The sequence below is a fragment of the Spirosoma horti genome, from assembly GCF_054776595.1.
Genome location: NZ_BAAHBQ010000001.1, coordinates 385,079 through 409,558, shown reverse-complemented (window position 1 = coordinate 409,558; position 24,480 = coordinate 385,079). Strand labels below are relative to the sequence as shown.

At 52.8% G+C, this 24,480-nt stretch carries 22 protein-coding genes; 15 read left to right on the top strand and 7 right to left on the bottom strand.

Annotated elements, in window-relative coordinates; genetic code table 11:
• Positions 1-80: 80 nt before the first annotated feature.
• Together ACYVAM_RS01770 and ACYVAM_RS01765 are read right to left on the bottom strand one after the other, a co-directional pair.
• A complete protein-coding gene (locus tag ACYVAM_RS01770) occupies positions 81-983 on the bottom strand; it encodes a helix-turn-helix domain-containing protein (RefSeq protein ID WP_461063311.1) in 903 nt (300 codons plus the stop codon).
• Positions 984-1,064: 81 nt separating this feature from the next.
• Positions 1,065-1,394, bottom strand: a complete 330-nt coding sequence (locus ACYVAM_RS01765; protein ID WP_461063309.1) for an ArsR/SmtB family transcription factor — start codon at positions 1,392-1,394, stop codon at positions 1,065-1,067.
• A gap of 208 nt (positions 1,395-1,602) precedes the next feature.
• Between ACYVAM_RS01765 and ACYVAM_RS01760 the strand changes: the two genes are divergently transcribed.
• The 4 genes from ACYVAM_RS01760 to ACYVAM_RS01745 all read left to right on the top strand — a co-directional run bounded on the left by ACYVAM_RS01760 (position 1,603) and on the right by ACYVAM_RS01745 (position 8,216).
• Positions 1,603-2,694 (top strand): efflux RND transporter periplasmic adaptor subunit, encoded by a 1,092-nt coding sequence (locus ACYVAM_RS01760; RefSeq protein ID WP_461063307.1) that lies wholly within the window; start codon positions 1,603-1,605, stop codon positions 2,692-2,694.
• A 49-nt stretch (positions 2,695-2,743) separates the two neighbouring features.
• A complete protein-coding gene (locus tag ACYVAM_RS01755; protein WP_461063305.1) occupies positions 2,744-5,812 on the top strand; it encodes an efflux RND transporter permease subunit in 3,069 nt (1,022 codons plus the stop codon).
• A 67-nt stretch (positions 5,813-5,879) separates the two neighbouring features.
• Positions 5,880-7,223, top strand: coding sequence for a TolC family protein (locus tag ACYVAM_RS01750; protein WP_461063303.1), 1,344 nt, complete (start codon positions 5,880-5,882; stop codon positions 7,221-7,223).
• Between the two features lie 144 nt (positions 7,224-7,367).
• On the top strand, positions 7,368-8,216 hold the full coding sequence (locus ACYVAM_RS01745) for an SMP-30/gluconolactonase/LRE family protein (RefSeq protein WP_461063301.1): 849 nt from the start codon (positions 7,368-7,370) through the stop codon (positions 8,214-8,216).
• 125 nt (positions 8,217-8,341) lie between these two features.
• Here ACYVAM_RS01745 and ACYVAM_RS01740 read toward each other — a convergent pair whose 3' ends face one another.
• Positions 8,342-9,565, bottom strand: coding sequence for a PQQ-dependent sugar dehydrogenase (locus ACYVAM_RS01740; protein WP_461063299.1), 1,224 nt, complete (start codon positions 9,563-9,565; stop codon positions 8,342-8,344).
• Between the two features lie 432 nt (positions 9,566-9,997).
• On the opposite strand from ACYVAM_RS01740, the gene ACYVAM_RS01735 reads away from it, so the two are divergent.
• From ACYVAM_RS01735 to ACYVAM_RS01700, 8 genes are all read left to right on the top strand, one after another.
• Positions 9,998-11,011: an AraC family transcriptional regulator gene (locus tag ACYVAM_RS01735; RefSeq protein ID WP_461063297.1), complete on the top strand. Its 1,014-nt coding sequence runs from the start codon at positions 9,998-10,000 to the stop codon at positions 11,009-11,011.
• A 225-nt stretch (positions 11,012-11,236) separates the two neighbouring features.
• The gene (locus ACYVAM_RS01730; RefSeq protein WP_461063295.1) at positions 11,237-11,887 is read left to right on the top strand and encodes a hypothetical protein; all 651 of its coding nucleotides are present in this window, start codon (positions 11,237-11,239) and stop codon (positions 11,885-11,887) included.
• A 396-nt stretch (positions 11,888-12,283) separates the two neighbouring features.
• Positions 12,284-12,976, top strand: a complete 693-nt coding sequence (locus tag ACYVAM_RS01725; RefSeq protein WP_461063294.1) for an aspartate/glutamate racemase family protein — start codon at positions 12,284-12,286, stop codon at positions 12,974-12,976.
• A gap of 45 nt (positions 12,977-13,021) precedes the next feature.
• Positions 13,022-14,149 (top strand): adenylate/guanylate cyclase domain-containing protein, encoded by a 1,128-nt coding sequence (locus tag ACYVAM_RS01720; protein WP_461063292.1) that lies wholly within the window; start codon positions 13,022-13,024, stop codon positions 14,147-14,149.
• Positions 14,150-14,296: 147 nt separating this feature from the next.
• Positions 14,297-14,896 (top strand): Crp/Fnr family transcriptional regulator, encoded by a 600-nt coding sequence (locus ACYVAM_RS01715; protein ID WP_461063290.1) that lies wholly within the window; start codon positions 14,297-14,299, stop codon positions 14,894-14,896.
• 188 nt (positions 14,897-15,084) lie between these two features.
• Entirely contained in the window at positions 15,085-16,152 is a 1,068-nt protein-coding gene (locus ACYVAM_RS01710; RefSeq protein WP_461063288.1) for a medium chain dehydrogenase/reductase family protein, read from the top strand.
• A gap of 13 nt (positions 16,153-16,165) precedes the next feature.
• Positions 16,166-17,089 carry a TIGR01777 family oxidoreductase gene (locus ACYVAM_RS01705; RefSeq protein ID WP_461063286.1) on the top strand — a complete coding sequence of 308 codons (924 nt, stop codon included), beginning with the start codon at positions 16,166-16,168 and terminating at the stop codon, positions 17,087-17,089.
• Between the two features lie 472 nt (positions 17,090-17,561).
• The gene (locus ACYVAM_RS01700; RefSeq protein ID WP_461063284.1) at positions 17,562-19,385 is read left to right on the top strand and encodes a glycoside hydrolase family 2 protein; all 1,824 of its coding nucleotides are present in this window, start codon (positions 17,562-17,564) and stop codon (positions 19,383-19,385) included.
• A gap of 94 nt (positions 19,386-19,479) precedes the next feature.
• Here the strand turns inward: ACYVAM_RS01700 and ACYVAM_RS01695 are convergent, their stop codons facing one another.
• Both ACYVAM_RS01695 and ACYVAM_RS01690 read right to left on the bottom strand, forming a co-directional pair.
• Complete coding sequence (locus ACYVAM_RS01695) at positions 19,480-19,833, bottom strand: hypothetical protein (protein WP_461063282.1); 354 nt, start codon at positions 19,831-19,833, stop codon at positions 19,480-19,482.
• A gap of 85 nt (positions 19,834-19,918) precedes the next feature.
• On the bottom strand, positions 19,919-20,182 hold the full coding sequence (locus ACYVAM_RS01690) for a hypothetical protein (RefSeq protein WP_461063280.1): 264 nt from the start codon (positions 20,180-20,182) through the stop codon (positions 19,919-19,921).
• A 308-nt stretch (positions 20,183-20,490) separates the two neighbouring features.
• Between ACYVAM_RS01690 and ACYVAM_RS01685 the strand changes: the two genes are divergently transcribed.
• From ACYVAM_RS01685 to ACYVAM_RS01675, 3 genes are read left to right on the top strand one after another with little or no spacing between them, the layout of a single operon-like run.
• Positions 20,491-20,862, top strand: coding sequence for a VOC family protein (locus ACYVAM_RS01685; protein ID WP_461063278.1), 372 nt, complete (start codon positions 20,491-20,493; stop codon positions 20,860-20,862).
• Positions 20,859-21,293, top strand: coding sequence for an EVE domain-containing protein (locus ACYVAM_RS01680; RefSeq protein ID WP_461063276.1), 435 nt, complete (start codon positions 20,859-20,861; stop codon positions 21,291-21,293). Before ACYVAM_RS01685 ends, ACYVAM_RS01680 begins: the two co-directional genes overlap by 4 nt.
• Positions 21,286-21,741 (top strand): MarR family winged helix-turn-helix transcriptional regulator, encoded by a 456-nt coding sequence (locus ACYVAM_RS01675; RefSeq protein ID WP_461063274.1) that lies wholly within the window; start codon positions 21,286-21,288, stop codon positions 21,739-21,741. Before ACYVAM_RS01680 ends, ACYVAM_RS01675 begins: the two co-directional genes overlap by 8 nt.
• Positions 21,742-21,769: 28 nt before the next feature.
• On the opposite strand, the gene ACYVAM_RS01670 is transcribed toward ACYVAM_RS01675, so the two are convergent.
• Complete coding sequence (locus ACYVAM_RS01670) at positions 21,770-23,680, bottom strand: histidine kinase dimerization/phosphoacceptor domain -containing protein (protein WP_461063272.1); 1,911 nt, start codon at positions 23,678-23,680, stop codon at positions 21,770-21,772.
• Positions 23,680-24,477 carry a LytR/AlgR family response regulator transcription factor gene (locus ACYVAM_RS01665; protein WP_461063270.1) on the bottom strand — a complete coding sequence of 266 codons (798 nt, stop codon included), beginning with the start codon at positions 24,475-24,477 and terminating at the stop codon, positions 23,680-23,682. Before ACYVAM_RS01665 ends, ACYVAM_RS01670 begins: the two co-directional genes overlap by 1 nt.
• Positions 24,478-24,480 lie beyond the last annotated feature (3 nt).

Sequence of the window (24,480 nt, the reverse complement as noted above, 5' to 3'; positions counted from 1 at the left end):
ATTTTGCTCGTTTTACAAGCACAAAGGTAGACTAACCAGTAGGGGCGAGGTAGCCAAATTCAAGCCGGTACTTACCAAATTCAAACACGCCGGAAAGCTGAAGGGGTCAAGCCGGTATGCTTTCTGAAGAAGTAGTTGAAGTGGGCTGGTTCGTCGAAACCCAAGCAATAGCCAACCTCGGCAATGTTCCAGTCGCTATGCCTGAGCAGTGCTCTGGCTTCGCCGGCCAGTCGGTCAGCGATGTGGTCAGTCGTGGTTTTGCCGGTTGTATCGCGCACGCAACGGTTCAGGTGATTGACGTGTACGGCGAGTTGGTGGGCAAAGTCACTCGCCGAGCGAAGGGTAAACCGCCGGGCTGGTGACTCGATGGGAAATTGTCGTTCGAGCAGTTCGAGGAATACCGCCGTCAGACGAGACCGGGCATCGGGGTGTTGGTGCACGACGTCGGAGGGGCGCCGTTTGAGGGCATAATGAATCAGTTCGGATACGTAATTTCGAAGCAGGTCATATTTAAGCACATAGTCTGAATTAATCTCAGCCAGCATTTTTTCGAACAATGCACTCACTTGGTTATCTTCAGCGGCATTCAGCGTAAAGGCTGGTTTACCCCCGGGCTGGAACAAAGGCAGACTCGTGAGGCCAGCGTCGAACTGCCCCCTAAAGAATGCTTCGCGGAAAATGCAGAAGAAACCGGTTGTGTCACCCGATACGGCTTGCCATGTGTAGGGTACTGCAGGGTTGAAAAACACCAGCGTCGGTCCATCGATTTCAATGCTTTTGTCAGCGTAATGGTACCGGTTTTGCCCCCGAATGAGCGTAATTTTATAAAAATCACGCCGGCTGTATTGAATCGGCGCTACAGTGGGTGCCAGGCAATCCTCCAGGCGAAAGACATTTACCTGGCCAATATTGGCCGGTGGCGTATCTGGCAGGCTATTAAATTTATGCCGGTAAAACTCTTCAAGGCTTTCGGTCTGTTGCATCGGGCAAAGTTACCAAATTCAATCAAACTCGTCGTTGTCTATATTGGTTACCCTGGTACTGTTTGATCGGACTCCTATTCCTCATGCCTGTTCAACAGCATCTGTGCTTTTTACGGCTTGCAACACGGATTGTAGAACGCCCGGAAATTTTTTCTCCAACTCATCAGACCGTAGCGAAATCAGGCTTTGCGTACCATAGGGCCGTAGATGAATGAGCCCGGCTTCGCGCAATACCCGGATGTGGTGCGACATAGTCGACTTGGCCACCGGAGTCGGGATGGCGCCACAGGACTGTTCACAGGCAGACTGGGCCAGACATTGCACATAATTCAACCGGACGGGGTCACTGAGCGCGTGGAGCACGCCTGTCAGGGTTATCTGGTCAGCAGTGGGATGTTGGAACTGTTTCATAAGGTAAATCGTCTGATTGCGCCTTCATCACGGCAACCCGTTAATGAAGTAGCTACAGTAGTTGCTAACACAACAATGTGGCCGATGGAAATAATTCACTAGTTTTTTAGAATTGAGAAACCATCTGCGAAGTCATCTTGTTCGACAACCATAAAACAATCATAGTTCGATGATTGTAGAACAATAAAACAATACAACTGCGCATAAAATGAAAACGCTAAACTTTCGAACACAGTCTCTGATTGCAGGCCTGATCGTATTGACAATTGCTTTATTTTTAGTCACCCCCAACTTATTTTCCAACAAGCCAACGGCATCCACAAGCGGTAAGGCGTCTTCGCCAGCCCCGCTGGCCGAAAATAAGGTAGCCAGCGATGCGTTTATCGTAAAACGCGAAATCATCACCGATGAATTACAAACGACGGGAACCATCCAGGCAAATCAGGAGGTCGATCTGGTCAGTGAAGTAGCCCGTAAGCTGGTCCGGGTCTATGCCCGGGAGGGTAGTTCCGTGAGCCAGGGTACGTTGCTCTATAAGCTGGACGATGCCGATCTGCTCGCGAAAAAACGCAGACTGGCGCTGCAGGAAAAATTGGCCCGGCTGGATGAAAAACGGTTCCGCGAACTGCTGGCGACAGAAGCCATCAATCAGCAGGAATATGACAAAGTACTGACTAACCTGAACGTATTGCAGGCTGAAATGGCCATGATTGACGTCGACTTGGTTAAAACGGAAATCCGCGCTCCGTTTGCGGGTAAACTCGGTCTGAAGCGCGTCGACGTTGGCGCTTATGTAACCCCAGCAACGGTATTGAGCTCGATCGATGACATTAGCCGGGTAGAAGTGGCCTTCACGATCCCCGAAAAATACGCATCGGAGGTTCGGCCGGGGCAATCCATTCAATTTACGACCGAAAACAGCAATCGCCCGTTTCTGGCAACGGTTACGGCTACTGAGCCAAAACTGGAAGCCAACACCCGGAGCTTACTGGTCAAGGCCATTAGCGAAAACAAAGGCGGCAAACTGGTGCCCGGCTCGTCGGCCAAGATTGCGTTTGCCCTGCACGTGGCTCAGGATGGTATCCTGGTGCCCACGCAGGCATTGATTCCTACCGTCAAAGGCTATTCCCTATTCAGAATCAAAAACGGCAAAGCCGAGCGCCGGGAGGTGAAAACCGGCAGCCGGACCAAAGGAACCGTGCAGATTCTGGAAGGCTTGTCGATTGGCGATACGGTGTTGACTACCAATTTGCTGCGCCTGGACACGGGTGTACCGGTAACGGCCTCTACTATTGAATAGCTATTCACCTACGTTGTTCTCCTTCTCTTTGTTTTAAAAATACCTCATCATGAGTTTATCGGGAATTAGTATTCAGCGGCCAGTGCTGGCCGGGGTACTCTCTGTATTGATTATACTTTTTGGATTCGTCGGGCTGACCTACCTCGGCATTCGCGAATATCCGGTTACGGATTCGCCAATCGTTACGGTTACCACAACCTATCCGGGTGCCAGCCCCGATGTAATCGCCTATCAGATTACCAAGCCGCTGGAAGAGTCCATTGGCGAAGCCAACGGCATCCGAACTATCTCATCTGTCTCGCGGGAAGCGGCCAGTGTGATCACGGTTGAATTCAATCTCGATGCTGATCTGGAAGCGGCCGCCAACGACGTGCGGGATAAAGTAACCAAAGCCCGGCGTCTGCTGCCCGGTGACGTTGATCCGCCCATAGTAGAAAAAGCAAACAGTGGCGATATTGTCATTTTCATGGCCGTGGAAAGCAAAACCCGCAGCATTCTGGAAGTAAGCAACATAGCCTCTACGGTTATCAAAGAGCGTATGCAGACCATTCCGGGCGTAAAACGGGTCGGTATTGCCGGTGAAAAAAAGTACGCCATGCGGCTACGGATCGACCCGGCAAAACTGGCGGCCTATCAATTGACACCTTCCGACATTGAGCAGGCCCTACGAAAAGAAAACGTAGACCTGCCTTCCGGCCGGATTGAAGGCGATCGAAACGAACTGACGGTCCGGACGCTGGGTCGACTGACCAAAGAGGCCGATTTCAACAACATGATCGTTAAGCAGGCCGGAAGCAGCATCATCCGTTTTCGGGATATTGGCTATGCTGAGTTAGGGGCCGAGAACGAACGGACAGCTATTCTGAATAGCCTCAAGGGGAATTCAGCTACCATCGGTGTTTTTGTGGAACCCCAGCGGGGAGCCAACGCCGTTGCCATCGCCGATGAGTTTTACGAGCGACTTAAAGACCTGCGCAAAGAAATACCGGCCGACTACGAGCTGACCATCGGGAAAGACTTTACCGAGCCGATCCGTGATTCCATTTCTGAAGTGGAAGAAACCCTGTTCGTGGCGTTTGGGCTGGTCATTCTGATCCTGTTTCTTTTTCTGCGTGACTGGCGGTCGACGATCATCCCGGTCGTTGCCATTCCGGTGTCCATCGTGTCGGCTTTCTTTATCATGTACATCGCGGGTTACTCGATCAATATCCTGACACTGTTGGCGCTGGTGCTGGCGATCGGTCTGGTGGTGGATGATGCCATTGTTGTTCTGGAGAATATTTACGCCAAAGTGGAAGAAGGCATGTCGCCCCTGCAGGCTGCCATTAAAGGCTCGTCGGAAATCTACTTCGCCGTTATCTCGACGACCATTACGCTGGCGGCCGTTTTTCTGCCCATTCTGTTCCTGCCGGGCATCACGGGGAAGCTTTTCCAGGAGTTCGCCGTGGTTGTGGCGGGGTCGGTGCTGGTGTCGGCGTTTGTGGCCCTGACATTGTCGCCGATGATGAGCGCGTACCTGCTAAAACGGCACGACAAACCCAACTGGTTGTACCGGAAAACGGAGCCTTACTTCGTAGCCCTGAACCGGGGCTATGAACGGTCGCTGGCCTGGTTCATGCACTACCGATGGGTTGCCTTTCCCGTCCTGATCGTTACGTTCGGCCTCATTTATGTGATTGGGAAGCAACTCCCGTCGGAGCTGGCTCCGCTGGAAGACCGCTCGCAAATCAGTTTGGCCGTCATTGCACCGGAAGGATCATCGTACGAGTACACGGAGAAGTACATGAATGAGATCGCCCGGTTCTCGGTTGACTCGACGCCCGGCTTATTTCAGACGTATTCCATTCTAGCCCTGACGTTTGGGCCACCGGCGCCGGTGAATGTTGCTATCCAGAACACATTCCTTAAAAAAGCCGACCAACGCACCACGACGCAGGCCGACGTCTTTGCGACTTACGCCCGAAATGCCGGAAATTTTCGGGGCGTAACGGTCTTCCCGGTGCAGCCACCAACCATTGGTAGCCGGTTCGGACAGGCTCAGCCCGTTCAGTATGTGTTGCAGGGCACTAACCTGGCGGCTATTACGGACGTGTTGCCGACGTTTATGGACGAAGCGCGGAAAAGCCCCATTCTGCGGTTCGCTGATTCGGATCTGAAGGTAAATAAACCAGAGCTGGTCCTTCAGATAAACCGCGACAAGGCGGCTGAGTTAGGGATCTCCGTTGCCGAGATCGCCCGGGGCCTGCAACTGGCGCTGAGTGGTCAGCGGTACGGCTACTTTATCTACAATGACCGTCAATACGAGGTGATTGGTCAGTTGCAAAAACAGGACCGCGATACGCCGTATGATTTGAAAGCGATGTTTGTGCGGACCCGAACAGGGGATGTCGTTTCGCTCGACAATCTGGTCTCGTTCAGGGAAAGCATTAGTCCGGCGGCCATTTACCGGTACGATCAATCTATTTCGGCGACCGTTTCGGCGGGGTTGGCCCCTGGTTTTACAATCAGTGACGGCGTAGCGGAAATGAACCGCATTGCCGGGAAAGTCCTGCCGCCGACTATCAAAACAGCGCTGGCAGGTGAATCCCGTGATTTCTCCGAGAGCTCATCAAGTTTACTATTTGCGTTTGTGTTCGCGCTGGTGCTGATCTATCTGGTGCTGGCAGCCCAGTTTGAAAGCCTGGTCGATCCGTTCATTATTTTGCTGACCGTCCCGATGGCGATGACCGGTGCCCTGCTGAGTTTGTGGCTGTTTGGCCAGACGCTGAATATTTTCAGTCAGATCGGGATCATTACCCTCATCGGTCTGATCACCAAAAACGGTATCCTGATCGTTGAGTTTGCCAACCAGCAGAAAGAAGCCGGGTTGAGCCCGCTCGAAGCGGCTAAAGTGGCGGCTGCTTCCCGGTTTCGACCCATTCTGATGACCAGCCTCGCGATGATCTTTGGGACGGTTCCAATCGCGCTTACCGTAAATAGTAGAAGCTCACTCGGAACGGTCATCGTCGGCGGCTTATTGTTCGCGGGTCTGCTCACCCTCTACATCATCCCGGCCGTGTATTCTTACTTCTCGCGGGTTCCCCGAAAAAAAGCCGAAGAGCTTGAACTCGTAGCTTAATCCATATAGAACCGCCCTGACAGCGGCCGTTGTCAGGGCGGTTCTTCTTCGATCAACTTTCATTTTTATGAGACACACCAAGTATATTATCACGTCCTTCCTGGCATTTGCTTTTCTGAGTCCAGAATCAGTCAAAGCCCAGGTTCGCCAACTAACGATGGAACATGCCGTTACACTGGCAATCGACAAAAATCGCGATTTGCAGGTAGCCACGCTGGAAACGGCAAAAGCTACTCAAAAAGTGCAGGAAGCACGTGGGTATGCGTTGCCCACGGTAGCCGCTTCGGCGCAGTACCTGTACTATTTCAATAAGCAAGTTTCGTTCCTGCCCGGTAGCTTTGTTGGGTTAGGCGACGATCAGCTAGCCACATTTCGGGTTGGGGGTTCGAACGCGTTCCTGGGTGGCGTGGCCGTATCCCAGCCTTTGTTTCAGACCAGCGTTCGCTCGGGTATTAGAGTGGCCCAGATCGATGGGTTGGCCACGGACCAGGCACTGGCCGATGTTCGGGCCACCGTCGTTACCGACGTCAGAAAAGCGTATCTGGATGTACTGATCACCCAGGAACAACTCCGGTTGCAGCAGCAGAGTATCGCCCGGAATGAGCAGGCGTTGAAAGACGCCCGTTCGCTGCTGGCCCAAGGTCGGGCCTCGCGGGTCGACACGTTACGCGCTTATGTAACACTTGAAAACCTGCGTCCGACGCTCATTCAATTGACAAACCGAATCGGTATCACGAAAACGGTGCTCAAACGTACTGTGGGGTTAGACGAACGGGAAGAGGTTGAACTCCAGGATTCACTGCGTTACGATGACGCCTTATTCGTCTCGCCGAGTACCGACGCCTTTCTCGACGTGGTGCAGGCCCGGCCCGAAGTGCGTCGGTTGGAATTGGTCGAGCAGCTAAACCGGGAACAAATTGTGCTGCAGGCGGCTGAAAAGCAACCGAAATTAGCCGCGATCGGCCTGGTACAGGCCCAGTCACAAGCCAATAATCTTCGGCTGGGTGATTACCGATGGCCCGTAAGCTCCTACGTGGGCTTGCAGCTCAGTGTGCCCATTTTTACTGGTTTTCGAACAAATTCCCGTATTCAGCAGGCGCAGATAACCCGTAGGCAAAGCGAAACGCAGTTAGCCAATCTGAAGGAGATTGTGCGGGCGCAGGTGAAGATAAGTCAGGCGAACGTGCAGGAGGCCCGGCTACGCATCCAAACCCAGCAACAGACGATTTCCGTTGCCGAGTTGGGCTACCGGATCACCCGCGACCGTTGGAAACAGGGCATTGCGTCCCGACTGGACCTGACCGATGCGGAACTTTCGCTTACCCAGGCTAAGTCGAATTACCTCCAGGCCGTGTACGATTATCTCGTTGCCGTAGTCGGGCTAGACAAGGTATTGGGTCGAATCAAGTAAGATAGACCCGGCTAGGATCGGGGCTGCTAATCCGTAGAAAAGGGTCGTTTGCAAACAGCATTAATTGACGGAAAAGAGGTAGATTGCCTGCGTATTTAAGCCTGGTATAGCGCTATTTTTTCATCCCTCAAACCTTGAACACTCATGGCAAGATCATCCCTTATTTTACTGTCTGGTTTATTGGCCAGTCTGACTTTTTCTGTTCAGGCCCAGTCAGTTGACCTAAAACCGATATGGGAAACCGATACGACACTCCGCACCCCCGAAAGTGTTTTAGTTGATCCGGGGAAAAAACTTCTCTACGTAGCCTGCATCAATGGAGGTCCGTCCCTGGAAAACAAAAGTAGCTACATTGCTAAAGTAGGATTCGATGGTAAGGTAATTCAGATGAAATTTACCGATAACCTCAATTCGACCAAAGGAATGGGTATTCTGGGCGATAAACTGTACGTGACGGAAATGACACAGGTCGCCGAAATTGCCCTGACTACGGGTAAAATCCTGAATCGATACCCGATTCAAGACGCTAAATTTCTCAATGATATTGCCATTGATACCCAAAAAGGGATCGTATATATTACCGACTCAAACGACAGTAAAGTATGGGCCCTGACGAATGGGAAAATCAGCCTTGTTTTAGCCGGTGATCCACTCAAAGGGACCAATGGACTCCTGTTTGAAAACAATCAATTACTGATCGGCAACGGTGACGGCACTCTGTTGAGTCTAAATCCCGCAACGAAAAAACTCAGCACGATTGCCAAGGTTTCGGGTGGTATTGATGGGATTGCGGCCCTGGGAAACAAGACCTATATGGTCACCGAGTGGGCCGGCAAAGTTTGGTACATTCATGCCGATGGCAAAACCGAGTTAAAAATGGATACGTCCACGCAGAAAATAAACTCGGCTGACATTGGCTATAATCCAGCGACAAAAATGTTGTTCGTTCCTACCTTTTTCCACAACACGGTCAAGGCGTACTCACTCAAATAAGTTGCTTCTATCAAAAAACATCCGCCTGGCAAATGGGGCCGCTATGAAGCAGAAACCCCCATTTGGCCAGGCGGATGTTTTTTGGGTTGAGCGCCGATTTAAGGACGATCGGTGAGTGATAGACCTTATTTTTTATCGATGCGGTACAACCTCCCCTGGTCAGTAACCGCGTATAAAGCGCCGTCCTTGCCCTGGGTTATGTCCCGAAACCGCTGATATTGATCTGCCAGCAGCCGTTCTTCACCAACTACTTTACCATTTTCGATAATCAACCTCAGAACGTGCATTCCACTTAAGGAGCCAATAAAGAGGTTATTCTTCCATTCGGGGACACGATCACCCGTATAGAACGTCATGCCACTGGGCGAAACGACAGGATCCCAATAATAAACCGGTTGTTCAAGGCCTTCTTTTTGCTGAATGGCGTCGCCTACTTTTTCACCACTATATTCGATCCCATACGTAATGGTTGGCCAACCGTAGTTCTTGCCGGGTTGAATATGGTTTAGTTCATCACCTCCTCGGGGGCCAAATTCAGCTTCCCATAAATCGCCCGTTACCGGATCAAGCGCAAGGCTTTGTACATTCCGATGCCCATAAGAGTACAATTCAGGTCGGGCACCGGTCTGGCCAGCGAATGGATTACCCGCAGCGGGTTTGCCGTCTTTCGTAATCCGAATAACTTTCCCCAAGCCTGAATTGAGCGACTGGGCTTGTGGCCGGGTCACCAGATCCGAACGCTCTCCGGTGCTGATCAGCAGATTGCCGTCCGGGGCAATGAGTATACGTCCGCCATAATGCAGATTCCCTTTGTAAGCAGGTGTGGCCCGATAGATGACCGTTGCACCCTCTATCTTTTTCTCGTCGGCCGACAGTTTGCCTTTGGCAACCGCCGTCAGATTTCCATTGGGGCTTGGTTCCGAAAACACCCAGTATACCATTCGATTCGTGTCGAAAGCAGGATCAACGCGAATGCCTAATAGCCCGCCCTGACCGGACGGATTAACTTTTGGAAGCCCCGTAATGGCATCTCCTACCTTACCCGCCGGGGTGACGATGCGCATCGTCCCTTCCCGCTCGGTAATGAGAAACCGGCCATCGGGTAGGCTCGTGATACCCCAGGGAAATTTTAGGGTTTCGGTCAGGATTTTGCCTTCGTAGCTGGTGGCTGACTTCACCCCCGCAATTCGGGTTTGGCCCGCAAAAGCAGGTTTGTAGCTTGAATTGGGCTCTTTAGTTTCAACGGGGCTCGTCTGACTGGAAGCCGTTGTGTTTTCACTCGTAGTTTGACCACAGGATGGCAATGCCAGCGAGGTACCCGCTATGAATAGCAGAATTTTGGTTTTCATGATCGATTTAGATAACTATTGAAGGCAACTGTTGGATTCGTTTACCAGACAAAAGAGCCTCGTGTACAAAAATACTACTTAGCACCATTACATACCAGGGCTAGCTTTGGCGGAAGAAGCTAGCGACCTCAAACAGCGGTGTTTTATCCTGGAGTCACCCGCTGGTGCAGGCACTATTGACTACCAAGAACAACTTGACATAAGCAGCTTGGGCTATTTTCCTATCTTGTCAGCGATTCAGCCATAAGCTGTTCAATAGTACGGATACCAGGTAGTCCTTCCTGAAATCTGAGCTACAAGTACGTGCTTTACTGACACGCACCCGGGGGAGGCAGGCAATCCAATTAAACCTAACGCTGAAGTAGCTGTTGCCTGATAAACAACGAACTAGTTACCATCTTCTGGTAGCCTTAGATAAATTCATTATTACGAATGCTTCCCGACGCTTCAATTTCTTCCGCTTCAGTAAAAGGGTTACTATACGCCGTCACTAAAAGCGGGGCCAATGCTGAGGCTTTGATCCAGGCAACTGCGTTGGATAGTAGCCAGTTGGAAGATCCTGACGGCCGGGTGCCCATGGCGACCATGCAGCGCCTGTGGGCGCTGGCGATCCAGGTTACCGCCGACCCGCACCTTGACCTGCACATGGCCGAGTACGTACACCACAGCAGCTACGGCGTGCTGGCCTACGTACTCATGCACAGCCCCACACTGGGCGTGGCCATTCACAAGTTGTGCCGCTATGGGGACATCGTTTGCAACGGCACGCGCATCAGCCTGCGCCACCTGGGAGACAGTGTGGAACTGGTCATCGACATAACCAGTCCCGCTATTGTGCACCCTCACTTTGTGATCAACTCCGAGCTATCCATTTACCTGCACATGCTGCGGCTGCTGAGTGGCCAGTCCTTTGCTCCCCAGGCGGTATACCTGGCCTATCCCGCTCCAGCCGACACCCGCGAGCACATGCGTGTTTTCGCGCCTGCCCAGGTGCAGTTTGGCACCCCGTATTCGGCCCTGCGCCTGTCAGCTGCCGTCTTAGCGCTACCCATCCCCTCCGCCGACCCGCAACTACTGGCGCTGCTCGAGCCGCATGCCGCTGCCCTGTTGGCTCGCCTTAACGAGTTACGCGCCCTTCCGGACCGCGTACGCCACGAATTGTTGCGCCTGTTGGTCCAATCCGAACCCACCCTGGACGCTGTGGCCGAAGCGCTGAGCCTCAGCCCCCGCATCCTCCAACGGCAATTGCGTCAGGATGGCCACAGCTACCAGCAACTACTCGACGGGGTACGCCGTGAGCTGGCTGAACGCCACCTGCGCGACCATATCCTGAGTATCAAAGACATCTCTTTTCTATTAGGTTTCGCCGAGCCGAGTGTGTTTGTTCGGGCGTTTCGTCGCTGGACTGGCCAGACACCCGGCACGTTTCGCCGGACGGGGTATTAGCTGTGTTAAGCGTCTGGGTGGTATTGTTGATAAAAGGTACGCGAGGTATGGTGGCTGATTGCAGCGTGGCCATGTGTTTGGCCATCTAGCGACCGAATGAGGTGCATTTTCACGTATTTTTAACGCTTTGCGCGAAAAGTCAATTCAGGTTTCGGAATCGGTCAACAAGTCAGCCACTGGCATTCAATAGATTTGGCATGTACTAACGCCCACTGGGTAAATACTATGTTTTTAGGCCATTTTGGGGTTGGTCTGGCGACCAAGCCCCTACAACCGAGAGTGTCGCTGGGCACCTTGTTTCTGGCGACACAGCTGGCAGATTTACTTTGGCCCACCCTGTTGCTGCTGGGCGTAGAGCGCGTTCAAATCCGTCCCGGTCTGCTGGCTGCTTCGCCCCTTGACTTCGTATATTATCCCTTCTCACACAGTCTGCTGGCGGAAGTGGTATTAGGGGTAGCCCTGGGACTGGCGTACGGCCTGTTCCGGCGTAACTGGCGCGCAGCCCTGCTGGTGGGCCTGCTGGTGCCCAGTCACTGGCTGCTCGACCTGATCATGCACCGGCCCGATCTGCCCCTTTACTTTGGTCAATCCCCGAAAGCAGGACTGGGTTTGTGGGGAAATCTGCCCGCGACGCTGGTATTCGAACTGGGCTCGCTGGCGGTCGGTCTATGGGTGTACCTGCGCCATACCCGGGCGCGTAACCGCACCGGTCGCTTCGCACTCTGGGGCCTGATCGCCTTTTTAGTGCTCGTTTATCTGGGTGGTGCCCTCGGTCCGGCCCCGGCCAGTGTAGCAGCCTTAGCCTGGAGCGCTCAGGTGTTATGGCTGGTGGTAGCCCTTGGCTACTGGGTCGATGCGAATCGGGAGTCGGTATAAGAAAATGCAGGCGGAGCTTGTCCGGTCGTACTTCGGTGAGGACAGTCGCCAGGCGCCAACATCCTGTACGCGACAGATTTCGCTTGAGATTTATTGACGCTAAAAATCGGGTGATTACAGCAGTTGGCTTTTTAGCGAGTTAAAGTCACTATCGATAACGACGTTCGAGGCTTTTTACAATTGGGTATTGGCCAACTGTCGGACCGTAACTGAATCTAAATTTATAACTAACAGCTAACGTTTAGTACTACATTACGGCGGAATTAGGTCCGCGACTATGAAGTTGAGCTATGCACTGCCGATGATTGCTTCTCCGTTATGCGCCAAGTGCACAAAGCCTCGAACGTTGGCTGTTACTTAAAAAAAACTAGGGTTCGATAAACGAATAACTTATTTATGAAGACATTAGGGCTAATTGGCGGGGTTAGCTGGTATGCTACATCCGTTTACTATAAGACGCTTAATCAACTCACCAATCAACGGCTTGGCAGCGCTCATTCGTCGAAACTCCTTCTCTTTTCGGTGGATTTTGAAGAATTCAGTGTACTACAAAGTGTAGGCGACTGGGATGCCGTTGAACAGATGTTATCAGGCATTGCGATACAACTTGAGCATGCGGGAGCAGACTGCATAGTAATGTGCGCCAACACTGTTCACCTGGTTGCTGACACGATTCGGCAAAAAATAAACATTCCGTTGCTGCATAGTGCAGAGGAAACAGCCAGGAAAATCGCTAGCCAAAAAATCAATAAGGTTGCGCTTCTTGGAACAAAATTTACAATGGAACATCCGTTCTTCAAAGATCGTCTTTCTCAGTTGGGCATTGAGACGATTATTCCCGACGAAGCGGATAAGGAATTCATTCATGCATCTATTTTTAACGAGTTGACAAAAGGAGTTTTTAAAGACGAAACAAAAAATAAATACATTGGAATTATTGACAAATTAAAAAGTTACGGAGCAGAGGGAGTGGTATTTGGCAGCGCTGAATTTTCTCTATTGCTTACTCAAATGGATTGTCCTATTCCAATTTTTGACACGATCGCCATTCATTCCGAGGCAGCGGTTGACTTTGCCTTATCCAAATGAGGATAGGGCAACAGCCGTCATGACAAGTCCACCATACCTACCGCTATGCTGTCACTAAAAACCCGAAGAAATGTTGCCCGTGTCATTCCTTTCGGCGCATTGTGGTTCATTTTTAGCCTGATTTATTGCATGCTGGAGAAAGGTATTCTTGGCGATATGGACCGTTATCCATCTACAGGAAATCAGTATAAATTTGCCACAAGCATTTTTGTCATCCCCGCTGCGGGCCTGATGATGGGTCTACTCACCGGAATTCTGGAGATCGGTTATTTCAGTAAGTGGTTTATAAAAAAGAGTTTCACCAGAAAGATTGTATTTAAATCCCTTCTTTACCTGATCATTACTGTCATTTTTCTGTTTGTCTTGGTGCTGAGCAATGCACTTTATACGCATAGTGAGTACTCTTTTAAAAACCTGTTATCACCAGCCTGGGCCTTTTTCAACGACTACGCGGTGGTCGGTCTTATGCTGTACCTTGCGTCAATCATTGTGATTGCCCAATTCTATACTGAATTTAGCCAGAGTATTGGCCCAGGAGCATTAAGTAATTTTTTTTTGGGGAAATACCATCATCCTGTAGAAGAAGAACGGATATTTATGTTCTTGGATATGAAGTCCTCGACGACAATCGCAGAAAATCTCGGCCATATCAAGTACTTCGACCTGTTAAAAGACTATTTCTTCGATCTCTCCGTAGCTGTAATTGATTATGGGGGCACCATCTATCAATATGCTGGGGATGAGATGATCATCTGCTGGAAACTGAAAGAGGGGTTAAAGAAAAATAACAGTATTGAGTGCTTCTTCGCGATGAAACGCGCTCTGGAGAGGCAGGCGGACAAATACAGTAGCAAATTCGGCATTTTGCCGCGGTTCAAAGCCGGGCTGCATTTTGGCAGGGTAACGGCCGGAGAAATCGGATCGCTGAAAAAAGAAATCATCTTCACCGGCGATGTCCTGAATACCTCGGCGAGGATCCAGGGACTTTGCAACCAGTTCGATGCTGAGTTGCTGGTGTCAGAAGACCTGGCTAAAATCCTTCAGCTCCCGGCCACCTACGCCATAAAATCGGTTGGGGAGAGCCTGCTGAAAGGCCGAAGTAAACCCATGGAGCTATTTGCCATTTCAACCTCAACTCTGTCAACCAAATCCGGGAAACCATCGTCGTTGTAGCCGTTGGAAGGCCAACAGGCAGGCTACTGATTAACTAAGTGATGGCCAACCCATTAAGAAAGCAACATGCGTAGACTACCGAGCTTCTTCTCGTTGATCAACTCGATGAACCACCCATGTTAGGATTTTTCTGAACCAACCTAACCTATGAACGATTCCCTCAACCAGGCAGCCCGGCAACTGCGGCAGCATATTCACCAGTTTGTTGCTTTGTCGGAGGAGGAATGGCGTGGCCTGGAGCCACACCTGTCGATCGTCCACCTGAAAAAACACCAATTCATGGCCAAGCAGGGGGTCGTGGCCAATCAGGTTGGCTTTGTCCTGGAAGGCGTATTCCGGCAGTTTTACACCAAAGACGGCGAAGAACGCACCACCTATTTCTTCTCTGACCAGCAGTTGATAGCGGCTTACATTAGCTGCATCACCGCCCGGCCATCGCCGGTCAATATCGAAGCCCTCAGTGACGCTACGTGTCTGGTCTTTCCTTACCCCGTCCTCAAAGCCCTGTTCAGTCAGTATGCGGGCTGGCAGGAATTTGGCCGATTGTTTGCCGAATATGTGATGGTGGCGTTGGAAGAGCGGATGGCGGGCCTGTTGATGCTCAGCCCCGAAGAACGCTATCTGGCCCTGCTGGAAGGCGATCAGCGGCACCTTCTTCAGCGCGTTCCCCAACACTACATTGCCACCTACCTGGGCATCACTCCCGTTAGCATGAGTCGGATTCGTAACCGAATCGTTTCTAAATAAAGGATAGCTGAACCGGTTGCCGGATGATCCGACTACGGGTGAGGCAAGACCCGACCGAACGCGGCCCGACCGAACGCGGCCCGACCGAACGCGGCCCGACCGAACGCGGCCCGACCCGTTCTTATCTTTTGTTATCGTTTTGGCCCGGGGTGGTCCGGTAGCTTTGTTGTACACAAACAGACAAGGCGATGCAACCACTAAAAGAAGCCAATTCGATTCCATTCATTAGCCAGGAGGTCGTGCTACCGGCCCCGGTAGAACCCAGTGGATTCGTCATTCACAACAACGAACTCAGCCAGCCAGCGACGGGCCAGGTGGTCGTCCGGGTAGAAGCCAGTGGCATCTCCTTTGCCGAGCAGGCCATGCGCCGTGACCGCTATCCGGGCCAGCCAGCGTTCCCCTTTGTGCCGGGTTACGATCTGGTCGGCACGGTCGTGGCCATTGGTCCCGACGTGGATGCCTCATGGATGGGCAAACGGGTGGCCGCCCTGACCAAAACCGGGGGCTGGGCCAGCTATTCCCTGCGTGCTGCCAACGAGTTGTTGCTTGTTCCAACTGGGATTGATCCGGCCGAAGCCGAAGCCCTGGTCGTCAATGGGCTCACGGCCTGGCAAATGTTGCATCGGAAAGCCCACATTCGCGCGGGCCAAACCATTGTCGTGCATGGCGCCAACGGGGGTGTCGGCACAACCCTGGTACAACTGGCCCGGCACGCTGGCGTACGGGTCATTGGACTGGCTTCGCGTCGGCACCACGCCACTCTGAAAGAACAGGGCGTTGAGCCCATCGATTATAACGACTCAGACTGGGCCGGGCAGATTCGGCAACTGGCGCCGGATGGGGTCGATGCCGTTTTCGATAATGTGGGTGGTGCCGGTATTACGCAGTCTTTTCGCTTACTCAAACGGGGTGGGACCCTGGTCAGCTACGCCATTGCCTCGGCCATGCTGGGTAAAAAATCGATGCTACTTAACTTCATCGACCTGATCGCCCACCTAACCTGGTGGAACCTGCTGCCCAATGGTCGCAAGGCCTTGTTCTATGACGTCATGGCGGGTCGGGGTAGCCAGGCGTTTCAAACCCGCTCACAGGACGATTTTGCCCAGATCATGAGCCTGCTGGCCAGCGGTGTGCTTACCCCCCGCATTGCCGCCCGTTTTCCCCTCGACCAGATTCGGCAGGCCATGGAACTGGCCGAATCCCGAACGGCCTATGGCAAGGTAATCCTCATTCCCACCCATTCCTCAAATGCCTGAACCAGCTGACGCCATGAAAAACACAACCCAACAAAAACATCATATCCTAATTACCGGTGGCAATGGCCTGATTGGTAAGTCGTTAACACAGGCCTTGCTCAAGGAGGGGCACCGGGTCAGCCACCTGAGTCGTACGCCATCCATCATTGCTGACGTCACGACCTACGGCTGGAACGTTGTGGATCAGCAGATCGATGCGCGTTGCCTGGACGGGGTCGATACGATCATCCATCTGGCGGGTGCGGACATTGCCGGAGAAGCCTGGACACCCGCCCGCAAGCAGGAAATCAGCCGTAGCCGTACCGAATCGATCCGGCTCCTCTACCGATTGATGAGCCAGCGGCCTCATGCCGTCAAGTCGGTCATCTCGGCCTCGGGTATTGCTTTCTACGGGGACCGAGCCGATGAGATCATGACGGAGCAAAGCCCGCCATCTCCCGGTTTTCTGGGCACGGTCTGTCAGGAATGGGAAGATGCCGTGGGCGAAGGGAAAAGCCTGGGACTGCGCGTGGTTACCTTTCGCACGGGGGTCGTACTTACCAACGGGGGCGGAGCATTGGCTTCGTTAGCGCCAATGATCCAGTCGGGCTTTGGCGCGGCTCTGGGTAGCGGTCGCCAGTGGGTTCCCTGGATACACCTGCAGGATGTGGTGGGATTGTATTGTCTGGCCGTTCGGGACAGCTCGCTTACGGGCGTATTCAACCAGACCGCGCCGGGTTTGCTCACCAATCGACACTTTGTAGAATCCCTGGCCGGGCAGTTTCGCAAATCGCTGTGGATGCCGTCCATTCCGGCTTTCATGCTTAAGTTGATGATGGGAGAGCAAAGTGCGTTTGTGCTCAATAGCGCCAGGGCCGTGCCACCCGAACGGCTTCTGCAAGCCTATCGTTATCAGTATCCTACCCTTGATCAAGCCCTAAGCGCCATTTATGGATAACTCGGGGAGGGCTCAGGGGGTACAAGGCCAGAAGAAACGGGACACCGGAACTCGTTGGCCATCTCCCTCGTAAAAACCACGTTTGCCGATTATTTTCCCTTGTATGATTCGATTGCCCTCGTTCGTATTCGTCTTTTTGTTGACCCGTTTTAATCAGTAATGGCGCAGCCGTTGCCAACCGACCGCCATATGGAGCAAGCACTGGCTAGTAGCATCAGTGAATCCACTTCATAATAGAGTAATTAGTAGCAAAATACTATTTTTAAGATACGCAATCTAGAGAATAGTGGTCTTTTTGAGAACGCCAACATCCTACTTTCAGGTCTGTCTTACTAGGTGTTGATGACAGACGAAAAGAAGTTGGGTGAACAGTATCACTGAAATGATTAGATTTCTTTCTTTTCTGTTTTTCGGCGTTGGCTGTCTACTTTTGGTGAACAATAGACCCGCATTCCCCTTGGGCTAGCCTCCTATGCTAAAACACCTTCTCTTCCTTTCTGTCTCACTGACCAGCCTTTTTGTTCCTACTCAAGGCGTTTATGCTCAGATCGCCGACTTGCCAACCCGATGGACAAAAGCTGCCCTAGAAGCCCCACTTCCCCTGGGTGAATACCCGCGCCCCCAGTTGCAGCGTAGCCAGTGGCTCTGCCTCAACGGCACCTGGAATTACCAGGGTGGAAAAGCAGTCTCGTCAGCTAATAATCCCACCAGCGTACTCCCTTTCCCGACCACAACGGAAAAAATACGGGTGCCCTATTGTCCTGAATCGGTGCTGTCGGGCATTAAGCGAAAGCAGGAGATTAACATGTGGTATCAGCGGACCTTTACCCTGCCCGCGGCCTGGTCGGGTAAACACATCTTGCTGCACTTTGAGGCCGTCGATCACCAGGCCACCGTTTTTGTCAATGGCCAGAAAGCGGGCAGCCACGCGGGCGGTTATGATGCCTTCTCGTTCGATATCACCGCTTTACTGACAAAAGGGGCAAACAGCCTGGTGGTAGCCGCTTATGATGCCAACGACGGACGTACGCCTTCGGGAAAAAACGGCCCCCGGGGTGATTATACCTTCTCGTCGGGTATCTGGCAAACGGTCTGGCTGGAACCAGTCAACCCTGACTACATCAAAACCCTACGGCTGCTACCGGACCTAGCAGGCCAGCGGGTGAAACTTGACGTCAAGGCCAGTGGGGCGGCCCGTATTACGGCAGTCGTGCTGGAGGGCAAAAAGGAAGTAGCCCGGGCCGAGGGAACGGCCGGGACCGCTTTCTACATACCCCTTGCCAACCCCAAACCCTGGTCGCCGGACTCTCCTTTTCTGTATGATGTCAAACTGACCCTGACGGCGGCCAACGGGCGCGTATCGGATGAGGTGATGAGCTATGTAGGCATGCGGGACGTTCAATTGGGTAAGGTCAATGGCGTGGTTCGTCCCTTTCTGAATGGGCAGTTTGTCATGCAGCTGGGCCTGCTCGACCAGGGCTACTGGCCCGATGGCATTTTAACGGCGCCCACGGAAGAGGCCCTTAAATTCGACGTGGAGTACACCAAAAAAGCGGGCTATAACCTCATCCGCAAGCACATGAAAACCGAGCCTCAGCGGTTCTATTACTGGGCCGATAAGCTGGGCTTGCTGGTGTGGCAGGATATGCCCGCCATCTGGTATCCGAACGAAGACACCCTGACCACCCGGACCACCTTTCGGAACGAGCTGAAAGCCATCCTGGATGACCACTACAATTCCCCGTCCATTATAGCCTGGGTGCCCTTTAATGAAAATTGGGGCGCTTTCGATGTGGCGAGTATTACGGACTGGGTTAAGCGCTATGATCCGTCCCGGCTGGTCAATGGCAACTCGGGTTTCAATAACAATCCATCTTATCAATCAGCGTACGGCGATCCTAAAAACGGTGATTTTGTGGATACGCACATCTACGTGGGCCCTACCAAGGCCTCGGAGCCTGACGAAAAGCGGGCGGCTTCACTGGGCGAATTTGGAGGGGTGGGTTTGTTTGTACGGGGGCATATGTGGCCGGTCGAGAATAATGCCTATGCCTATGAGCCGACAAAAGCCGCCCTGACCGACCGCTACATTTTCCTGCTTGATCAGGTTGAGCAATTGATGCGCTACCGAGGGTTGAGCGTAGCGATCTACACCCAAACGACGGATGTTGAACACGAAGTCAATGGCCTGCTGACGTATGATCGAGCGGTCGAAAAAATGGAGACGGATCGCATTCGGGCCGTCAATCAGGCGGTCCTACAAGAGGGTTACCTATTGGCTACAAAAAAAGACTAGTTTGTTCGAGGCTTCGTCTACGTTTAGCGCTAAAAACGGGCCTAGTAGACATTAGTCATTCTCATCGTAGAGCTCCGTAAAATTTGTATTATTCTCAGCCAAGTGGTGTAGGAAAGTATTGAGGAATTATTTTGGGGGTTGGTTTAATTCGTTGTAGCATCATCTGAATGTTGGCTAAAACAACCAGCCCACCGAAGAAGATACTGTATACTCGTAGTCCTTGACGATACGCCGAAAATAAATTGGTCCAGGCAATGCTCCCGCACCGGCGGACCGGCTCTACAACCCACCGCTTGGCAACAGAAACGAAGCCTTGAGCTGATTCAGGTCGCGAACCACGCACGAAATTAATGCCCCAACCAGCCAGAGCCTTTCTAAAAACACCCCCAATAAACCCATCACCAAAGCCGGTTTCGAGCCGGTCGCCATACAACAAAATAGCACCCACTAAAACTAGGGGAGCAGGGCCATCGGCCTCGTTGGCCGCGTGTACATGGGCCGCTTATTTCGTGCTTTTCAAGTAGTTGCAACAATCAACCTATGCTCCGTTTTTGCATGTGTTTATTGATGGCCTTGCGCTTCTTGTTGTAGTCGTTCAAAGCAGGGATCATGGCCCAACTGGTGACGGCAACCAAATACGAGTCGAGTATAAAGGCCATGCCAACAATCAGCACCAGTAATAGCAGCATAAAGCGGCCCACCTGTCTGTTTTTGGCTTGTTTGGCTACTAATTGGTTAGCCGATAACCCCTCTAAGGTAAGTTGATCGTAAGGGCAAGAAGTAAGTAAAGTTGTCATCGCTCTCTTGATTTGAGCTCAAATCTATTCATCTTAAAAGCGCACTAAAGCCCAAAATGATAAAAGGACTACAGGGTAGTTAATTGGTGAGAGGCAGTCAATACGGCTTATACTGTCGTAAGACACCACCTACTTCCTCAATAAAAGTAAAAAGGACGGAGCGGATATAAGTACCGCTACCTGTTAGCCCTAATTAGCCGAATTCAGGACGTTTCTTTACTGGGTCATCTCTATAATAACTTCCTGATTTGAACGAAAATGAAAGACACACCGTTAAATTAGTAGTCGTGACTACTAATTTAACGATTATGCACTATCCAACTCAGCTTGGCTTTGTTTCGCTCCAGGTGAGCGACCTGGAGGTCTCTCGTCAGTTCTATACCGACGTGATGCAGTTTCAACCCGCTCCTCAGTCGCCACCCGATGCTTGTGTCTTTGCTACCCAGATCGGAGCCATCTTTACGATTCGTAAATCCCTGGTCGACCTGACTGCAACTCCGAAACTGGGATGGGGCGTAAACCTTTGGTTTGCAATCCCTGAACTGGACGCTTTCCTGGACCGCATTGAGAAAAAAGCTACCCTGATTCGAGGTGTCCAGCCAACGCCTTTTGGGAATACCGCCATTATTGCTGACCCCGATGGCTATTGGCTAACGCTGCAGGAAACCAAACCTTTATGAGCCAAACCAACTATTGGATCGTGGTGGCTAGCCGCGATCACGCCCTGAACGGAGTTGAGCAAGGCATCGTGCAGGCTAATCATGGAAAGCCCGGTCCCCTGCGTCGGATGCAACCCGGCGATGGCGTGGTCATATACGCGCCTAAGCGCATGTATGGACAAGCCGAGCCTTACCAGCGATTTGTCGCCTTGGGCGAGGTGAGTCAGGGCCCGGTGTTCCAGGCGGATGTTAGTCCTGACTTTCGACTCTTTCGGCGGCAGGTAAATTACCAGCCTGTTGCCGAAATACCCATTCAACCCTTACTGGATAACCTTTCCTTTGTGGAGCATAAAGCCCATTGGGGGGCCAAGTTCCGGTGGGGCTGCTTCCAGATTCCAGCCGATGATTTTGCCCTGATTCGATCAGCTATGACTCGCAACCCCCATGAATGAGGACTCCATTTTTAACTATACTCAACCTGAGGAAAATAATGGTTACCTGCTTTGGCAGGTGAGCATGCGCTGGCAATTGCTCATGAATCAGCGACTGCGTGGTGTGGGCCTTACGCTAACCCAATTCTCGTTGCTGGCCGGTCTGTACTGGCTCACTCGACAGGGCGAGCAGGTCACCCAGCAGCGACTGGCCGACTATGCACATACGGATAAGATGATGACGTCCAAAGTGGTGCAGACCCTGGCTACTAAGGGGTTACTACAACGGCTTGATAATCCGCAGGATGGCCGGGCCAAGTACCTACGAATGACGCCCATCGGCGAAACCGTATTAGCTCAGGCCAATTCGTTAGTCGAGCAGGTCGACGCTGTCTTTTTCGGCTCTATTGAGTCGGACGCCACGGTTTTTAATCAGCTTATGCAACGCCTGGCCGGCCTGCCTCGCTGACGGCTGGTAAGTTGACCGTTGTAAAGACTTAAAGCTGAGCTGGAATCCAAAGTTGGAAATAGGTACCCTGCCGGTTGGTCAGCGTCATTTCACCGCCCAATTGGCCGGTCAGCTCCCGGATCAGCCGTTGTCCAAAGGACAGGCTCCGACCCGTCGAAGGCTGGAGCGTTAGGCCGGGGCCATTATCCTGCACTTCGACCAGCAATCCACCGGCCGCTGCGGGCTGGAGCCTGACCAGCAGTGACGGGCGACGTGGAGTACGGGTAGCCCGGCCTTTCCTGGGTGGGCCTGGCGTGGACAGGGTGGACCGTTCCGGACTGACAGCGGCCATGTCGGTATAGGCGTACTTGAAAGCGTTGGTCAGCACTTCGTTCAGTAGCAAGCCCAAGGGCACTGCTACTTCCACATCCAATAGCAGGTCGGCCACGTCAATCTGACAATCGAACGTCTCGGGATCGAAGCCGTAGCCCAGCAGCAACCCTTCGGTCAGTTCGGTCACGTAGGCTTTGATGGCTACCTCCGCCAGGTTTTCGGTCTGGTAAAACTGCTGGTGAATCAAGGAGATCGCTTCCACCCGCCGTTGGCCGTCCTGTACCGCCTGCACAGCCCGGGGATCATCCAGTCGCTTGGACTGCATCCGAAGCAGGCTGGAGACGATGGCAAGATTGTTCTTCACCCGGTGGTGCAACTCCCGCATCAGCATGGCTAGCCGCTCGGCCTGCTGGCTAATCTGGTCGTTGTTTTCCGTGATGGTCTGGTTGGTACTTTGCAGCCTGGCATTCACCCGGCGGATCTGCCGGTACTGCCACCCGGCCAACCCAAGCAGGGCCAGCAGAGCGACCAGGCCCGCCGTCTGCCAGCTAATCTGATCTAGTTGGCGCCGATTATTCTGGTCGAGCCGGTCGATGCGTGCCTGTTTCTGAGCAATTTGGAAGCGCGATTCAACTTCGGCTACCTGGCGGTTTTTGTCGGCGCTTTGTACCTGGCCCTCGTATCGATTGCGCAGCCGTTCGTAAGCCAGCGCCTGGCGGTACTGACCCTGGGCTTCGGCAATCCGTGTGAGCAGATCATACACCTCTATACGATGCTGATCCTGTCGCTCGGGATCCCGTTCGATGCGGCTCAGAGCCATTTTAGCGTATCGCTGGGCCTCGTTCAGGCGGCCCATATGGAGCAGTGGTTCGGGCAGGTGCATGTACTCGTACAGTTCCCTGCGGTGGTCGCCCTGCCGGTGGGCATAAGTCAGACACCGGAGAAAGGTTTGCTCAGCCTCCCGGTAGCGACCCGCCTGCCCCAGCGTGACGCCGTAGCCATCCAGAAACGAATAATAGTTCACCCACTTCCGGCCGGCCCGCAACACGGTTAGCGACTTCCGCCGATAAATCACGGCCGAATCCAGATCTCCCTCCTCGATAGCTTTTTCAGCTTTTTCACTAAAGGTCATATAGAGCATGGATGTCTGTTTGTGCGTTCGGGCCATCTGGTTTCCCTGCTGCCGGTATTCCTGACTCTTGGGAATGTTTCGCAGCGTATAATATTCTCCGCTAATTGCATAATAGGTTAGTTGCATCTGGTCGTAGACATGACTTGCCTGGAAAATGCGGAGTGCCTGCAGATAGTAGTCAATAGCCAGGGTATTGTTGCCGGTGATTGATTCCAGTTGGCCTAGCCGCGAACATAACGTGCCGATCCAGCTATCTATACGGGCCTGCCGCGCCATAGCCAGAGCTTCCTGTAGCAGGGGCCGGGCTTCATCGAACCGGGATCGTTCGACCAGATCACCCGTAAATCGGGCTATGGGAGCGAAGCGCTGGATGGGAGTCAGAGCCGCCATACGCTGACGGAATCTGATCACCTCATCACCGGATTGGGTGGGTTGAGCCGGGCAAAAAAAGCCCGGAAGCAACAACAACAGCAGTAATCCGGCGCGCATACTCATCAGCGAATGGCGAAGTGGCGCAAAAAATCAGGCTTGTACAGCCGCCCCAGGGGCAGATTCAGTCCCGACAGGCATACCTCCCGATCATTGAAGGTACTCACCCGGCCCAGATTCACCGCATAAGACCGATGAATCCGCACTAACCGGGGAAAGTTAAGCCGCGTCAACACGTGGCCTAGGGTTAGCCGAAGGGCGTATCGATGCGTGGCGGTCACCAGGGTCGTATAGGTGCCATCCGCTTCCAGGTAGTCAATGGCATCGAGCGGGACCTTGACAAACTGATATTTGTGCTTGATGAATACCGCATCGTCGATTTGCAGAATCGGCTCCGATCCCGAGGGCGTCTCACCGGGCGGGATCGTCAGGGGCGGGGTAACCGGCTGGTCAGCCGGTGGTAACGACGGCTGGACTTGAACCGGCTGGGCGAAGTTACGCAGCGCCAGTTCAACGGCCGCCCGCAACCCCGGCACTGTCACGGGTTTGATCAGATAAGCCGCCGGTCGGGTGTTCATAGCCCGTTCCTGAGTCGCTTTGTCGGTCAGCGCGGTGAGGAAAATGATCGGAATGGGCCGATGGGCCAGTAGGTGCTCCACGGTTTGAATGCCATCCCAATCGCCTTTGATACTGATGTCGCACAAAGCCAGATCGATCCGAAGCTGCTCATGCAGCCGCAGGGCCCGCAGACCGTTGTTGGCCGTACCAACCACTGTATAGCCTTCTTCCTCAAGCAGATCGGTCAGGTCCATGGCCAGGACAGCTTCATCCTCGACAATCAAAATAGTAATAGCAGCCGACATACG

Coding starts and splice junctions, on each gene's coding strand:
- ACYVAM_RS01755 (WP_461063305.1), top strand. CDS start 2,744: ATGAGTTTATCGGGAATTAGTATTCAGCGGCCAGTGCTGGCCGGGGTA.
- ACYVAM_RS01670 (WP_461063272.1), bottom strand. CDS start 23,680: ATGAGTATGCGCGCCGGATTACTGCTGTTGTTGTTGCTTCCGGGCTTT.
- ACYVAM_RS01680 (WP_461063276.1), top strand. CDS start 20,859: ATGAGCCAAACCAACTATTGGATCGTGGTGGCTAGCCGCGATCACGCC.
- ACYVAM_RS01675 (WP_461063274.1), top strand. CDS start 21,286: ATGAATGAGGACTCCATTTTTAACTATACTCAACCTGAGGAAAATAAT.
- ACYVAM_RS01685 (WP_461063278.1), top strand. CDS start 20,491: ATGCACTATCCAACTCAGCTTGGCTTTGTTTCGCTCCAGGTGAGCGAC.
- ACYVAM_RS01730 (WP_461063295.1), top strand. CDS start 11,237: ATGTTTTTAGGCCATTTTGGGGTTGGTCTGGCGACCAAGCCCCTACAA.
- ACYVAM_RS01725 (WP_461063294.1), top strand. CDS start 12,284: ATGAAGACATTAGGGCTAATTGGCGGGGTTAGCTGGTATGCTACATCC.
- ACYVAM_RS01705 (WP_461063286.1), top strand. CDS start 16,166: ATGAAAAACACAACCCAACAAAAACATCATATCCTAATTACCGGTGGC.
- ACYVAM_RS01740 (WP_461063299.1), bottom strand. CDS start 9,565: ATGAAAACCAAAATTCTGCTATTCATAGCGGGTACCTCGCTGGCATTG.
- ACYVAM_RS01735 (WP_461063297.1), top strand. CDS start 9,998: ATGCTTCCCGACGCTTCAATTTCTTCCGCTTCAGTAAAAGGGTTACTA.
- ACYVAM_RS01760 (WP_461063307.1), top strand. CDS start 1,603: ATGAAAACGCTAAACTTTCGAACACAGTCTCTGATTGCAGGCCTGATC.
- ACYVAM_RS01690 (WP_461063280.1), bottom strand. CDS start 20,182: ATGACAACTTTACTTACTTCTTGCCCTTACGATCAACTTACCTTAGAG.
- ACYVAM_RS01715 (WP_461063290.1), top strand. CDS start 14,297: ATGAACGATTCCCTCAACCAGGCAGCCCGGCAACTGCGGCAGCATATT.
- ACYVAM_RS01710 (WP_461063288.1), top strand. CDS start 15,085: ATGCAACCACTAAAAGAAGCCAATTCGATTCCATTCATTAGCCAGGAG.
- ACYVAM_RS01765 (WP_461063309.1), bottom strand. CDS start 1,394: ATGAAACAGTTCCAACATCCCACTGCTGACCAGATAACCCTGACAGGC.
- ACYVAM_RS01750 (WP_461063303.1), top strand. CDS start 5,880: ATGAGACACACCAAGTATATTATCACGTCCTTCCTGGCATTTGCTTTT.
- ACYVAM_RS01770 (WP_461063311.1), bottom strand. CDS start 983: ATGCAACAGACCGAAAGCCTTGAAGAGTTTTACCGGCATAAATTTAAT.
- ACYVAM_RS01720 (WP_461063292.1), top strand. CDS start 13,022: ATGCTGTCACTAAAAACCCGAAGAAATGTTGCCCGTGTCATTCCTTTC.
- ACYVAM_RS01665 (WP_461063270.1), bottom strand. CDS start 24,477: ATGTCGGCTGCTATTACTATTTTGATTGTCGAGGATGAAGCTGTCCTG.
- ACYVAM_RS01700 (WP_461063284.1), top strand. CDS start 17,562: ATGCTAAAACACCTTCTCTTCCTTTCTGTCTCACTGACCAGCCTTTTT.
- ACYVAM_RS01745 (WP_461063301.1), top strand. CDS start 7,368: ATGGCAAGATCATCCCTTATTTTACTGTCTGGTTTATTGGCCAGTCTG.